This is a genomic window from Mucilaginibacter sp. P4_E8, from assembly GCF_056401495.1.
The window spans coordinates 1-14,341 of record NZ_JBFUJG010000034.1; the positions used below are offsets into that span (position 1 = coordinate 1).

Below are 14,341 nucleotides of genomic sequence, written 5' to 3' on the forward strand. Positions count from 1 at the left end.
ATTTACTGTACCAAAGCCTGTTATGTAGATAATTAACTGTATACCAACCAAAATCAACAGATTCAACTCGAAAAAACACCACATATTCCGTCTTTTTATTTCTTTAATTTAAAAAATTCCCAAATACTGTAACAATTATTTGATAATCAGATTAAAAATCTAATTAAATATAAATGATTATTAAGTTTACCATACACAAATTAAAAATACAACATACCTTACACGTAAAACCCAGGAAAAACACCCGTATGAAACCACTCTTATTACTTTTTTGCATTATTTTAGCTTCTATATCGACTGCAAATGCGCAAAACCGGCAAGCTACAGGCGAAGGACGGGCAAGTTCAAACCAGGTGCCAACTATTTCGTCCATGACGCAGAACCTAAAAAAGTTTGAAGGTTATTTTAATTTTTATTACGACGAGAAAAGTGGTAAGATATACCTGGAAATAGACAAATTCAATACCGAGTTTTTGTATTTCAGTTCATTAATTGATGGCGTTGGCAATGGCGGGCCAGAACGTGGCCAGGCGTCATCTGTAATTACCAAATTCATTAAAGTTGCGGCAAAAGTATTTTTGGTAGAGCCCAATTATAATTATCGTGCTGTAAATGGCAATGCAGATGAAAAAAAAGATGTAGAAAATGCCTTTGCAAAGTCAGTGATCTTTGGCTTTACGCCTGCAGCTATTGAAGGTAATAAGATACTGATTGACTTTACTCCTTTTCTTATCCGCGACAGTCAGCATATTGGTGAGGCACTGGGTAGTGGCCGGGGCAATCCGGGCAGCGCACAGGCAGCATCAACAGCAGGTCGCAGCGGAACAGCAGGCGGTGGCTATCACATTGATGAAACACGCTCGGCAGTTTACCTGGAAAACACTAAAAATTTCCCAAAAAACAGCGAGTTTGAGGCTATGATCACCTTTACGGGAGGTAGTTCAGGCGGCGGCGGTGGCCGGGGAAGTTGGGGCATAGCCCCTGATCCCTCCGCCGTTACCGTAAATCTGCACCAGGCTTTTATTGAACTGCCGGATAATAATTATGAGCCCCGTAAGTTTGATCCCCGTTCGGGCTTTTTTGCTTTCCAGTACATGGATTTTGCAGCTCCCATGTCAGAGCCTATTGTTAAAAAATTCATCGGGCGACACAGGCTCCGGAAGAAAAACCCATCTGCTGCTATCAGCGAACCTGTAGAACCTATTGTTTATTATATTGACCGCGGCGCACAGCCTATTATAAAAAAGGCGCTGATTGAGGGTGGTTCATGGTGGAACCAGGCCTTTGAGGCTGCAGGTTATAAAAACGCATTTATTGTAAAAGAGCTGCCGGAAGGAGCCGATCCGATGGATATACGTTATAATATGGTTAACTGGGTAAATCGCTCGGGTAGTCCGCAACGTGCGTTTTCATACGGATCATCCTATATTGACCCACGCACTGGTGAGATCATTAAAGGAGTAGTAACCCTTGGTTCCGACCGTCATCGCGAGGATTACCTCATAGCCGAAGGTTTGTTGCAGCCGTATGAGGATGGCAAACCAGTATCCAAAAAAATGGAAGAAATGGCACTCGCCCGCATCAGGCAGCTATCGGCACATGAAATAGGCCACACACTTGGATTAACACACAATTTTGCCGCCAGCCCCAATGACCGGGCATCAGTAATGGACTATCCTTTCCCCAGATTTACCATGAAATCGGATGGTACTATTGACCTTTCTGAAGCTTATGCCAAAGGAATAGGTACATGGGACAAACGTTCTATTCTATGGGGTTATTCCGATTTCGCAAAGGGAACCGATGAGAATGCTGCTCTTGACAAGATCATGAAAGAAACCTTGAAGGAGGGATTTAAGTATATACCAGATGTTGGCGGAGGCGCCCATCCGGCTTCTAATCAGTGGGATGATGGTGTAAACCCAATTGATCAGTTTAATAAGCTTATGCTGGTCAGAAGACATGTACTGGATAATTTCTCTGAAAAAGCTATCCGCCAGGATGCGCCCATGGCCACTCTTGAAGAAGTGCTTGTACCAATGTACCTGTTACACCGCTATCAGCTGGAAGCAGTTGCCAAATCTATAGGCGGCTTGTACTTTACACATGCCCTGAAAAATGACGGACAAGAACCCACTAAAATGGTTGATCCGGCAGAACAATGGCGCGCTTTTGATGCCATGATGAGCTCTATCACTCCCGATGCACTGGCTTTGCCCGAAGCGCTGATAAAAAAAATACCGCCGCGCCCAACGGGCTACCCGGCAAGTGTTGAAACTTTTGGTGGACATACCGGGCCAACATTTGACCCAATAGCCGCAGCCGAAACGGCAGCCGGAACCACTCTTGGTTATTTGCTTGACGAAGAACGTGCTGCGCGCCTGATTGAATACCAGGCACGCGATAGCAGCCAACCTGGCCTGTTTGCTGTATTGGATAAGCTGATTGATAAAACCTGGAAAGCGCCTGTTGTAGCTGGCTATAAAGGCGAACTGCAAATACTGATTAACAACCTAACACTTAAATATTTACTACAACTGGCCGCAGACACACATACCGCCGAGAACGTTCGTGGTGAAACACTTTTAAAAATACACGAGCTGAAAGACTGGATGAATAATAAACTTGCCAGTGCAGATATCAGGCAAAAAGCCTCCCTTTATTTTGGATTATTAAAGATTGAAGAATTTGAAAAATCACCAGATAAGTTCCAATCAGAGCCTGCACTGGAGATGCCACCGGGAGCACCTATTGGCATGCCGGACAAAACCTTTGAAATCATTAATAATTTTTAGAAATCCCTTTCCTTAAACGGTATTCCCAATTCGTAAATGAGAGGCAAGTAAAAAGGGTTGCTCTACTTGAGCAACCCTTTTTTTGCGAATCTTCTCCGCTATGTTTATAATCAAATATGTTTAAACAGCGTCTGATAAAGAGCTAAAGGTAAAGTCCCTGATTTTCATGGGCGGTATCAGGTAACTGCGATAGCTTTCAACACTTATACTGCGCTCCTGTTTACCGAGGGCTTCCAGGTTGTTCAGCATAATCACCGGACTTTCGTTAAAGCGGAAGTTTTTAACCGGGAATTTGATCTTACCGTTTTCTATATAAAACGTACCATCGCGGGTAAGGCCGGTAAGTAATAATGATTGCGGATCAACCATACGGATATACCACAGGCGTGATACCAGGATACCCCTTTCGGTACTTTTTATCAGGTCTTCAATGCTGGCATCGCCGCCTTCCATTATGATGTTACCGGGGATGGGCATTGGTTTTACACCCTTTTTATCGGCCCAGTAACGGCTGTAGCTTAAATTTTTCACTACGCCCTTATCTATCCACATAGTTTTTTCGCGCGGCAACCCGTCGCCGCTCCAAGTTGATGAGGGCAGGTCTGGATTAAACGGATCTGAGTAAATGGTAACTTTGGGATCCATTAATTGCTCGCCCAAACGGGTGCCGCCACCCTTTTTGCTCAAAAAGCTGCGTCCCTCCTCCGCAGTGCGGGCATCAAAACGGAACATATTTTCCATCATATAAGTGGCCGCTACCGGCTCCAATATTACGGTATACTTGCCGGGCTCAATGGCTTTAGCTCCTGACGAGCTAAGGCATTTACCTGCCGCTATTTTAGTTGCAGTAAAAGTATCCATCTTATTTACATCAGTAAAGCCTCTTGCGGCATAACCCGAAGCGGTACCGGCCTCGTTACGGGTGGTTACGGAAAAGGTAACATCATTACCCTTATTGTAGGCAAACAACCCTTTTGAATTCATCATGGCATTAAAGCTTGTTGAATTTTCAAGGAAACCGGCGGCGGTTAGTTTGGCTTCTTTGGTAACTGATAAGCTTTTAGCTATCATTTCGGCACGGCTGTCTGGCGTCATGCCGGCAGTATTCGCATTATAGGTAATCGAATCAGGAAAATTCTGCGGACCTAACATCGGCATGTATTCGGGATTGGCAGGTGCTAATTGAGCCAACTCTTCAGAACGGCGCACTACCCTTTCCAGGGCTGCATCATCAAATTCATCGATAGTGGCAGTTCCTGCTTTTTTACCAAAAACAGAGGTAACAGCCAAACTCATGATACTTATATCGCCTGCTGTTGATACCGCGTTTAAAGCAGTCCTGATGTTGCCACCCTCGCTGCCATTAACACTTACCTCGCACTCTTCGGCTTTTGAATAGGCAAGCACTTTCTTTAATAAAGCCTGTGCTCCTTCTTTATTTAATATAGGCATAATTCTGTTATCCGATCTTTCTTTTAGTGTTGATTACATTAACTCCCTTAAACAATGCTGTTGATGCACCATGCGATACCGCGCTCGATTGGCTTGGCTGACCCTTACCATCATTAAAGGCTCCGCCTAAACGATAATCACGTTCATCACAAACCTGTGCGCATGAGTTCCAAAACTCCTGTGTATTGGCCTGGTACGCCACATCATTGAGCATGCCCACAATTTTTCCTTCTTTTATCTCATAAAAAAGCTGTCCGCCGAACTGGAAATTATAACGCTGCTGATCAATAGAGAAAGAGCCGTCGCCAATAATGTAAACGCCTTTTTCAACATTTTTTATCATATCGTCAACGGCTAATGGCGTTTTACCCGGTTGCAGGGAAACATTTGGCATGCGCTGAAACTGTACATCCTGCCAGCTTTGCGAGTAGCAGCAGCCCTGAGATTCATTTAGGCCGATGATATGCGCCTGATCACGGATAGCCTGGTAATTAACCAGGATGCCATCTTTAATGATATCCCATTTTTTACACTGCACACCTTCATCATCATAACCCACAGCACCCAATGAGCCGACCTGTGTTTTATCGCCCACAATATTCACGGCCTTACTGCCAAAATTAAACTTGCCCGATTTCCATTTATCTAATGTGAGGAAACTGGTACCGGCGAAATTAGCCTCATAGCCCAACACACGATCCAACTCGGTAGGGTGACCAACAGATTCATGGATAGTTAACCACAAATGCGAAGGATCAAGAACAAGATCATACTTACCCGGCTCTACCGATTTTGCTTTTAATTTATCGCCTGCCTGCTGGGTAGCATATTTAATATCCTCCAGCATATCATAGCGCTTTTTGTAGCGGGTAGTTACACCCAAAACTTTTTCGCTGGCAAGCGGGTCAAGGTATTCATAACCCATACCAACCGGCGAGCTTAACGAGCGACGGGTTTCAAATGAACCAGCCGTTGGATCAATTTTAGTAACCGTAAAACTTGGGTAAATACGATGAACATCCTGATCTATATAAGATCCATCTGTCGATGCAAAATACTTTTGCTCGTTAACCGCAAACATCATGGAGTTTACAAAATTTGCGCCGCCTGTCATGGCTATACCATTGGCATTCAGCAAAAGATCTACCTTTTCTTTTATAGGCACCTCAAATGCGTTTTTAGTTAAAGGTGTTTTCCAGCTTACTTCGCCATATCCTTTTTGAGGAGCAAGCTCCACCGGCGCGCCGCCAATTTTAGCATTGGCTTTTGCTACCGCAACCGCTTTTAAGGCGGTTTTGGCCATACCTTCTTTGGTTACATCGTTGGTAGCTGCAAATCCCCAGCAACCATTGGCAATAACCCTGATCCCAATACCGTACGACTCGGTATTGGCTACGTTTATCACTTTGTTTTCGCGGGTTATTACAAACTGGTTAAGGTAACGGCCAATCCTTACATCGGCATAAGTAGCGCCGTTTGATTTGGCGGTGTTCAAAGCCACATCTGCCAGTTCTTTTTTAATTTTTACATCAACGCCTTCAAGCGCCTGTAAAGGGTCAATCGTTTTACCAAGTGCACTCAAATCGGGCAGCATTAATGCCCCGGCACCGATACCGGTCAAATAAATAAAGTCTCGTCTTCTCAAAGTTTGTTCCTCCTTTTTTATGCTGTTATATTTCTCTGCTATTTGCAGAAGTTGTGAAAATGCATTCTATAAAAACTTAGCCTCGACCCACAGAAACACACACGCCATTAGTAGCAAAACATAAAAATATATTTTAGGTACAGCAATTGTGCTTTTTTCATGTATCTGTTTCGTTACATTATTCACAATTACATTTTTCGCAATATAAGCTTTGGTATCAGTTTGCTTTTTTTGAGTGCGGATACCACTCCACTCATCATCTTTATACACATACCACCAGTTTAGTATGCCATTGTTTTGCTTTACCATTTGCCAGCCTGTGCTTTGAGGCAGATAGCCGACTTTCCATTCAAAGGGGATCAAACTATTTTGTTGTGGAGGTATAATAATGTCGTTTGCTTTGATTGCTGACGGGGCAGCGGCACTTTCAAGTTGCAATTGAACCGGGTTTGATACAGGTGGCACTGCTGATAGTACGTTCCAGTTTTCTGCTACCTGTACTTTGCGGGATGCCTTGCTAATCAATAAAGACCACAGGTTGGAATAATCCTGCTTATTACCGCTCAGCATCCAGCTAAAGGTATTATTTAGGTGGGTAAATATGATCTTGCCTGCACCAGCCAATGTACTGCCGGCTAATAGGTGCCCACGTTCATCACTCACTAATGGTTGGGTGCCGTTTTGACTATCAATGTACGCCAATCCGGCATTTAATTTGGCCGTCCTTCCTGTTTTGCCCTGCAGCAGGAGCGATACCGGGGCGGGCTCTTTTACAGCTATGCTATTTGACGAAAAATCACGTTGTAACCAGGAGGTTGATCTTAATGTGCTATCGGCCCGAACAATTATCCCTAATCCTTTTTGGGTTACTTCCTGCTGCAACGCGGCTGCCTCTGCCCCTCTTAATGACTTCAACACAACCAGATCGCCAATTAATACATCAAATTTACCCAATACAGGAGCAGTAAGATGATCAAGCGGGAATTGTTCCAGGTTTATAAACTCTTTACTGTATTTCTCTTTACTAATGGCTGAGCGTATAGCAACGGCATACCCATTAGCCGAAAGCCAGTTTTTCAAAAACCTGCCCTCAAAATCGGGAGATGCAGTAAGCATCAACACTTTCAAAGGTTTTACAGGATCTATTTGTACAGGGAGGCTTTCCTTTTCAAGAGTATCGGACTCAACCATCGCCACTAAGCTGTAAACAATTTTACCTGAGCTTTTAGGGGTAGTAGCTAACTGAAAGTCTGTAGTACTTGCCGAACCGATAACAACAGAATCCAAAACTGTACTTAACCCCTTAAGGAAAAGCTTTACCTTTTTTGCAGATGAATTTTTAAACCGGCCTTGAATAGCTAATTCATCCCCGGTATTCAATTTTTCATTCCAACTGATTGCAGTAATACCTTTTTTAGGTGCCTGCGGACAAAATATCACAGGTAAATGGTTTAACTCGCGTAGATCTTCTTGATCAAGGCCATCACCCAAAATACGCAATTGCGTAATGGTGGAATCAGCAGCAAGTTCATCCAGGTTATGTAGAGCAACGGCTTTAGGGACAATGTTTTTTATTTTCCTGTCTAACGTAAATAGCTTTTTGGCAGCATAATGATTCAAACTATCTTTATTAAAACCGCTGGTTATTAATACAGCTTCATTCTTATCCTGTTTTGTAATATCAGTATGGTAAGATAACGGTAAAGCAATACAAGCCAGCGCAATTACTACTGCTATAACCGCGATGATACGCAAACCTAAGCGCGACTTGTTGCTACGCGTATACTCTTTCCACACGGCAAATGCCGCTACTAAAATGCAAATGATGGTAACAACGCTATTCCAGTTCATCTGCAGCTATCTGTTTAAATGGTTAAGGTTTTTGTAATAATCATTCGATAAACCCATATCTGCCGGGGCTTGTGTGGCCGTTGGTGTTTTTTTAACCGGCATCAATGTTTTTTGGATGGCCTTTTCAACCAGGGCTATATCATTTAGTTTGATATTGTTCTGGTTTGACAAGATCCTGCGCATGGCGCTTAAAGCCGGTAAGTAAATACCCGGCTGAACCGATGCTTGCAGACTGAGTTGCTGGTTAGCCAGAGAAAGTACATGCAGATCAGCATTGTTTGCTTGAGGCTTAACCTTTAATTGCTCTAAAACACCTGCCGCTTTTTTAAGATTTTCAAACTGATCCTCACCCGGTTTTATATCCTGTTTATTCACCGGTTGGCTGATCTTTGACAGGTCTCCACTCAACCGTTTATCTAATTTTAAAGGCGGCGGGTTATAGGAAGTTTTGGCCACATACATCCTTGATTTTTGCTGCAGGTCCTTTAATAAGCGTAGCGCCTTATATTCAAAAGGCAAAGCATCCTGTGGTTTATATAGCCTTAGTTGCAGTTCGGCTTTCCACATTTCGGTCAGTGTAGCCTTAAGTTGTGCCTTTAAAGCCGGGTCAAAAAATTCCGCATCTTCGGCATTGTCGTGTTTATCGGTGTATTTGTCCAGGATCACGTTCGCGTTGCCATAATTTTTAATATCACCAACCGGGTCATCCTGTCCATCGGCTGGGTTAATATCCGATTCCGATTCCTCGCCCAAAAACTTACCGTAACGCAAACGCAGCAGTTTTTGATCAACCCCAAGGTCGTTACTTCTGCTTTTAAATTTATCGGTACTGATGCTATCCTTTTCTTTTAACAGCTTTTCGGTGTCAAGGATGATCTGCCGCTCGCTCCTGAAAAATTCAGGTTTTTGATTTACCCCGCTGAGCATGCCGTCCATACTTAACAGTTGGGCAGTATCCTGTATAGAAACAGTGTAAACGTCTGTACGGCTTTGCTGCTGGTGGGTATCCGTAGCCTGTATATAAAAGTAAAGCTCATCGCCAGGCTCCATATTTAAAGCGGGCAGGCTGATCATTTTTTGTAAATTGTATTGAGATTGATGCCCGCTGAATGATGCAGAAAAATCAAGTTTATATTCCTTAAACTTAACGGCTTCGCCACTACCCTTGGCTACAGTTGCAAAAATAAGGGCATTACTAACGCCATAATCATCATTGGCAGTTGCATTGATATTTACCTTTTGTGCCTCGCCGGCATCAATATAGGTGTATTGCTTAGGCGTTTTGATATGGATCACAGGCGGCTGATCTTTGATAACCTGCACCTGGTACAAGTCCGAAAGTTTGCCATTCACGCTCACCTGGTAAAAGCCGGTTTGGGTAACTGCCTTTTGGGTTTGCCACTCGGTTTTATCAGCGTTCAGGCTCTTTAATGCCACAGATGCTTTATCATTGAACAACAGGGATACCCGGTTAACAGCAATATTGGTTGATATTTTCCAGGTTACAGTAGATCCATCTTCCACATTCAAGGTAAATTTATCTTGCTCTCTCTTCGCTTTGCCCGTATAGCCAGGCGGACTGATCGTGATATCAACAGCGGCTATTTGTGGTAATACCTTTTCAGGTATTGTGGTTTTAATGATTGATGCACCCGTAGTTTTATCGGCATGACTTTGTAAAACATACTTGCCGGCTGCCCAATTTATGCCTAAAGCAATGATCAATAATAGTAAAGCCAGTTTTATACGCCTGAAAAAAGAACTGTGCCAAAGCGGTATCTGATGCAACTGTTCTTCTACTTTTGCTACCTGCAGTGTTTCAAGCAGGTTCAGTTCACCGGCTGATTTTAACACTAATCCGCTGCTTTCTTCCAGTTGGGGATAGTGCTGGTCGAGGAAACCTGAAATGGATAGATAACTAACTGTCCATACCTTGCGAATAAGCAATAAAACCAACAAGTTTATCACAAATACAAGCACCATCCAAAGCTTTGAAAACGAAAACAGGTAAAACAACACACCTCCTGCCGCAATGGAAATCGCTGCGGCAAAAAGTACATCTGCAGCTAACTGGCAACCAATATACCATTGGTGTATAGCGCTTATTTTATATACCCCTCCCTGCTTAGCCATGTTTTGGAACCAGTTTATTTTTATGGGCCAGCCATCGTTCTACAAAAAATACAAAAATCAATGCCAGCCAGAAATAATGTGTCAGATCTGTTTGAATAGTGATTTTATGACCATCTGTGTTTTTTACAGCCGGAATAATATAAGGCATCAATTGTTGCTGATCCATTACCCGGCGATCATGCCGTGCCATTTGGTCATTATTATTTTCACCGGCCATCAGCTTTAACAACAGCTTCGGAAACCCATCACTCCAAACCAGCTCATTCCAGGCGGGGTTAAAGCGGGAATAAAAATGATAGCTGGTGGTATGCTGGTTTTGCTGTATATCTAAAACAGTATTGCCATAACCATCAAGCCAAACGGGTTGCGAGCTGATGGCTTCTGTCTTAACCAGTTTATACAGAGCCGGGGGATGATGTTGCCCTGCTACCGAAAACGCGCCATTTGTTTTTATCCATGATGCCGTATTGTTTACCTGACCCGGCTCATAGTTCAGGATATTTATAGTCTTTTTTAAACTATTAACATCAACCGGTTTTTCTGACAACCAAAAGATCCAGTTTTGCCCGGCAGGTATCTGACCGGCATCACTGTATTGTTTAATAACTGTTTTATGTCCGCTAAAATTACTGACTGCCACCAGGGCTGCTTTCAGATAAGCAGCATCAACGCTGTGCTTATCGGTAAAAATAGCGATGCGCTGGCTGTTGGTATCAATGGGTATAGCTTTCTGATCGCCGTTCTTTAAACTTATTTCGGGCTTGCCGTTGTTTATACTTACGGTAAACAATGCATTAGCACCGCCACCCGATTGGATATTATAATTTGTAAAATAAATTCCGGATGGCTTGCTGTTACCTTCAACAACCTTGATGGCATTAGTATTGGTGAACCACGCGCTTTCTATCCAGGTATCTATCGAATCAGCAGGTGTATAGGTTTGCCAATGTAGATTTGATGATACAGATGGCTTATTACCCGTAAAATGCTTTGCTTGATTTGATGTGAATAAATATACAGGCACAGCAGCCGGAAGCTGATCGTTTAACTGTACTATTAAGCTCCAATAATTTGTGGGTTCGGGTTTGGTTTGCGCGGCAGAATCGGTCAATACCTGTTTTAGATCGGCCTTGGTAAAACCCTTATTAAAGTAGTGAAATTCATAGCCAGCTTTGGTGAGGGAGTCAATGGTGGGTTTAAATTTATTATAACCCTCCTTAATGCTTTCTTTGGGAATGAGCAGCCAGCCTTTTGTTTTGGTAGCCGAAAGATATTGCCGCCATACCGGCATGGCCAATAAAAATGCCAGTAAAGTAAGGAGCAGACAACGCAGCAGGAACAAAGGCACATCGTTCAATTTAAAACTGCGACTGCTTTTTTGAGCCGCCGATGTCATGAGCGCTATGCTGCCTACTTTTAAAGTTTTACCCGGTTTTATATTCCACAGGTGTATAATTACCGGGATGCTTAATGCGGCAATTGCAAATAACCATATGGGATTTAAAAACTGCATTCTTTGAGTTATGGTTAAAACTTACCTTTATTTCTCTGTGCCAAAAAATCGCGTAAGGCCTCGTCCAGTGGCTGGGATGTGCTTATCATCCGATAAAAAACATGCTTCCCTAATAGCTGCATTCTGATGTTCTCCAGGTGATCCTTTAGTTTTTGGTTATATGTGGCAGCCTCATTGGTATTAACTTCCATAGTTTCGCCGGTTTCAAGATCTTCCAGTGTTGAATAGTCACCAAAATCAAAATCAAGTTCGTTTTTACCCATCAGATGAAAAACTACTACTTCATGTTTTAAGGCTGATAATGAATCAAGCAACCTGTTGATCTCCCCTTCGGCCTGGTACATATCTGTTATAAATACCAAAAGCTCCTTGCGGCCAGTACCTGCAAACAATTCTTTATAGTGCACAGGTTTAGTAAAAGTACCTGCCGGATTTATCTGTTGTAAATGGTATAACAGCCGCTGTAAATGCTGCGGATCGGGTTTGGATGCCAGCGAAAATAAACCACCATCCCTAAAAACATATAACCCCACAGAATCGCCCTGCAAATTGGATAGCCAGGCCAGTGACGCGGCAAGAAAACGGGCATAATCTATCTTTTTGATGCCCTTATCGTCATGATTCATCGAAGCGCTCGCATCAATCAAAAACCTTACTGAAATGCTGGTCTCAATTTCTGATTCACGGATATAATACCTGTCAGACCGGGCAAACATACGCCAATCCAACCACCTCAGATCATCGCCAGGCTGATAACTGCGGTACTGACTAAACTCGAGCCCAGGTCCTTTTACCTTGCTTTTATTAAAGCCATTCATAAAGCCATCAATCACCGTTTTGGCGAGTAAAGGCAAATCTTTAATGGTCATTAATACTTTAGGGTCAAGCATGTTTTGATTTTTCGCTATTGTTTTATTTTAATGGTACTCAAGAAGGCTTTGCCGTTTCGGATTTGGGAATTAGGATTTATTTGTCTGAACCGGGATTTATACGATTAAGGGATTACCTTGATTTTTTAAAGTTGCAGATAAAAGAAATCCCATTAATCATTTAATCCCACAAATCCCGGTTCAGACATTCTCAGACAAGAGCTTTCGTTCGCTCTACTACCTTTATTAATTCGGCGGTCACCTTATCTGATGTTATACCTTCTGCCTCGGCCTTAAAGTTCATCAGTATGCGGTGCCTTAAAACTGCCGGGGCCATGGCATGTATATCTTCTGTTAATACTGAGTACCTGCCTTTTAATAAAGCACGGGCTTTGGCTGTTAATATCAGGGCCTGCCCTGCCCGCGGTCCTGCGCCCCAGCGTACCCATTCTTTAATATAATTCACCGAAGTAGTATCCGGACGGGTAGCCCTGATCAGCTGGCTTACGTATTTTACCAGATCCTCGCTTATAGTTACCTGACGTACCAGTGCCTGGGCCTGTATAATTTCATCGGCGGTAATTACGGGTTTAACATCAGCTTTTTTTATGCCGGTTGTACGGTTTAATACTTCAAATTCTTCCTGCTCGGTTGGGTACCCTATTTTTATCAGCAGTAAAAACCTGTCTAACTGGGCCTCGGGCAAGGGATACGTACCGGCTTGTTCAATTGGATTTTGTGTTGCCAGGATAAAAAATGGCTTATCCAAAGGATATGTTTGTCCACCGTAGGTTACCTCAAACTCTTGCATGGCTTCCAGTAAAGCGGCCTGGGTTTTTGGAGGTGTACGGTTAATTTCATCGGCCAGTATAATATTGGCAAACAAGGGCCCTTTATTAAATTTAAAGAAACGCTTTCCTGTAGCATGGTCTTCCTCCAGTATTTCGGTGCCTATAATATCAGTTGGCATCAGGTCGGGGGTAAACTGTATGCGCCTGAACGATAAATGCAGGGCTTGCGACATTGTTTTAACGATCAGTGTTTTGGCCAATCCCGGCACCCCCTCCAGTAAACAGTGCCCACCAGCCAAAAAAGCAACCAGCAATTCGTCCAAAATGGCATCCTGACCTACAATTACTTTTTGTATCTCGCTTTTTAACTGCGGTAATTTGCCCAGCAAGGCTTTTACGTTATTTTCGGTAAGTTCCAATTTTTAATAATTTAATTTGACCATAACATTCAAGCAACAAAGAGTAAACTTATTACTTAATTATGTACACTCACAATATATTACCCTTTTAACTAAATACCATAGTTTTTTATTAAAAATTAAATAAAGTATCCAAAAAATTACAAGCTGCGCAAACAAAAGTGATTTCAGCATAAAATATTGTACTACTTTTAAGGTTTTTAAACAAGGATGGCTTTTAACGGAAAATTTACATTTACCAGGTTAAGTTACCACTCAGGCGATTGGGATACCGATCAGCGTATGCCATCAAATCTGCTTAACTCCCTGCTTGAATATACAACCATCCCCATTGAGCAGCAGGAAAAAGTTATCCCCTTAAGCAGTGATGATATATTTTCGGCGCCGTTTTGTTATATGAGCGGGCATAAACTGGTTCAGTTTGATACTAAGGAAAGGGCCAACTTTAAAAAATATGTAGAAAACGGGGGCTTTGTTTTTGCCGATGACTGCAACCACGATATTGACGGGCTGTTTGCCAAATCGTTCGAAGCGCAGATGGCTTCGCTTTTTGGACCAACCGCACTAAAAAAGATCCCTAATAACCACAAAATATACCACTCTTTTTTTTCCTTTGACAAGGGGCCGCCCACAACCAGTTTTGAACTGAATGGCTGGGGCGATGATCTTGTACATGATTACCTTAAAGCCATTGAAATTAATGGCCGCATTGGCGTCTTATACAGCAGCAAAGATTATGGCTGCGAATGGGATTACGATTTTAGAAATAAGCGTTTCCTGGCCGAGGATAATACCAAGTTTGGCGTTAATATTATTATATACGCCCTTAATTCCTGATGAAGTCACCCTTTTAGGGTGATTTTTAGTAAACAA

Annotated in this window: 9 protein-coding genes; 2 read left to right on the top strand and 7 right to left on the bottom strand. The window is 42.7% G+C overall.

Annotated elements, in window-relative coordinates; all coding sequences use genetic code 11:
* Positions 1 to 248 precede the first annotated feature (248 nt).
* Complete coding sequence (locus AC1DRQ_RS14555; protein WP_477425431.1) at positions 249 to 2,795, top strand: zinc-dependent metalloprotease; 2,547 nt, start codon at positions 249 to 251, stop codon at positions 2,793 to 2,795.
* A 120-nt stretch (positions 2,796 to 2,915) separates the two neighbouring features.
* Here the strand turns inward: AC1DRQ_RS14555 and AC1DRQ_RS14560 are convergent, their stop codons facing one another.
* From AC1DRQ_RS14560 to AC1DRQ_RS14590, 7 genes are all read right to left on the bottom strand, one after another.
* On the bottom strand, positions 2,916 to 4,247 hold the full coding sequence (locus AC1DRQ_RS14560) for a TldD/PmbA family protein (RefSeq protein ID WP_429399310.1): 1,332 nt from the start codon (positions 4,245 to 4,247) through the stop codon (positions 2,916 to 2,918).
* Positions 4,248 to 4,254: 7 nt separating this feature from the next.
* Positions 4,255 to 5,892, bottom strand: a complete 1,638-nt coding sequence (locus AC1DRQ_RS14565; protein WP_477425432.1) for a TldD/PmbA family protein — start codon at positions 5,890 to 5,892, stop codon at positions 4,255 to 4,257.
* A gap of 66 nt (positions 5,893 to 5,958) precedes the next feature.
* Positions 5,959 to 7,743: a hypothetical protein gene (locus tag AC1DRQ_RS14570; protein WP_477425433.1), complete on the bottom strand. Its 1,785-nt coding sequence runs from the start codon at positions 7,741 to 7,743 to the stop codon at positions 5,959 to 5,961.
* A 6-nt stretch (positions 7,744 to 7,749) separates the two neighbouring features.
* Positions 7,750 to 9,876, bottom strand: coding sequence for a hypothetical protein (locus AC1DRQ_RS14575; RefSeq protein ID WP_477425434.1), 2,127 nt, complete (start codon positions 9,874 to 9,876; stop codon positions 7,750 to 7,752).
* Entirely contained in the window at positions 9,869 to 11,389 is a 1,521-nt protein-coding gene (locus AC1DRQ_RS14580; protein WP_477425435.1) for a BatA domain-containing protein, read from the bottom strand. Before AC1DRQ_RS14580 ends, AC1DRQ_RS14575 begins: the two co-directional genes overlap by 8 nt.
* A 14-nt stretch (positions 11,390 to 11,403) precedes the next feature.
* Positions 11,404 to 12,279 carry a DUF58 domain-containing protein gene (locus AC1DRQ_RS14585; RefSeq protein ID WP_477425436.1) on the bottom strand — a complete coding sequence of 292 codons (876 nt, stop codon included), beginning with the start codon at positions 12,277 to 12,279 and terminating at the stop codon, positions 11,404 to 11,406.
* Positions 12,280 to 12,469: 190 nt separating this feature from the next.
* Positions 12,470 to 13,468 (bottom strand): AAA family ATPase, encoded by a 999-nt coding sequence (locus AC1DRQ_RS14590; RefSeq protein WP_477425437.1) that lies wholly within the window; start codon positions 13,466 to 13,468, stop codon positions 12,470 to 12,472.
* Positions 13,469 to 13,678: 210 nt separating this feature from the next.
* On the opposite strand from AC1DRQ_RS14590, the gene AC1DRQ_RS14595 reads away from it, so the two are divergent.
* A complete protein-coding gene (locus tag AC1DRQ_RS14595) occupies positions 13,679 to 14,305 on the top strand; it encodes a DUF4159 domain-containing protein (RefSeq protein ID WP_477425438.1) in 627 nt (208 codons plus the stop codon).
* Positions 14,306 to 14,341 lie beyond the last annotated feature (36 nt).

Excerpts from the sequence above, each read along its gene's own strand:
- AC1DRQ_RS14555 (WP_477425431.1), top strand. The coding sequence starts at position 249 with ATGAAACCACTCTTATTACTTTTTTGCATTATTTTAGCTTCTATATCG.
- AC1DRQ_RS14560 (WP_429399310.1), bottom strand. The coding sequence starts at position 4,247 with ATGCCTATATTAAATAAAGAAGGAGCACAGGCTTTATTAAAGAAAGTG.
- AC1DRQ_RS14570 (WP_477425433.1), bottom strand. The coding sequence starts at position 7,743 with ATGAACTGGAATAGCGTTGTTACCATCATTTGCATTTTAGTAGCGGCA.
- AC1DRQ_RS14575 (WP_477425434.1), bottom strand. The coding sequence starts at position 9,876 with ATGGCTAAGCAGGGAGGGGTATATAAAATAAGCGCTATACACCAATGG.
- AC1DRQ_RS14580 (WP_477425435.1), bottom strand. The coding sequence starts at position 11,389 with ATGCAGTTTTTAAATCCCATATGGTTATTTGCAATTGCCGCATTAAGC.
- AC1DRQ_RS14585 (WP_477425436.1), bottom strand. The coding sequence starts at position 12,279 with ATGCTTGACCCTAAAGTATTAATGACCATTAAAGATTTGCCTTTACTC.
- AC1DRQ_RS14595 (WP_477425438.1), top strand. The coding sequence starts at position 13,679 with ATGGCTTTTAACGGAAAATTTACATTTACCAGGTTAAGTTACCACTCA.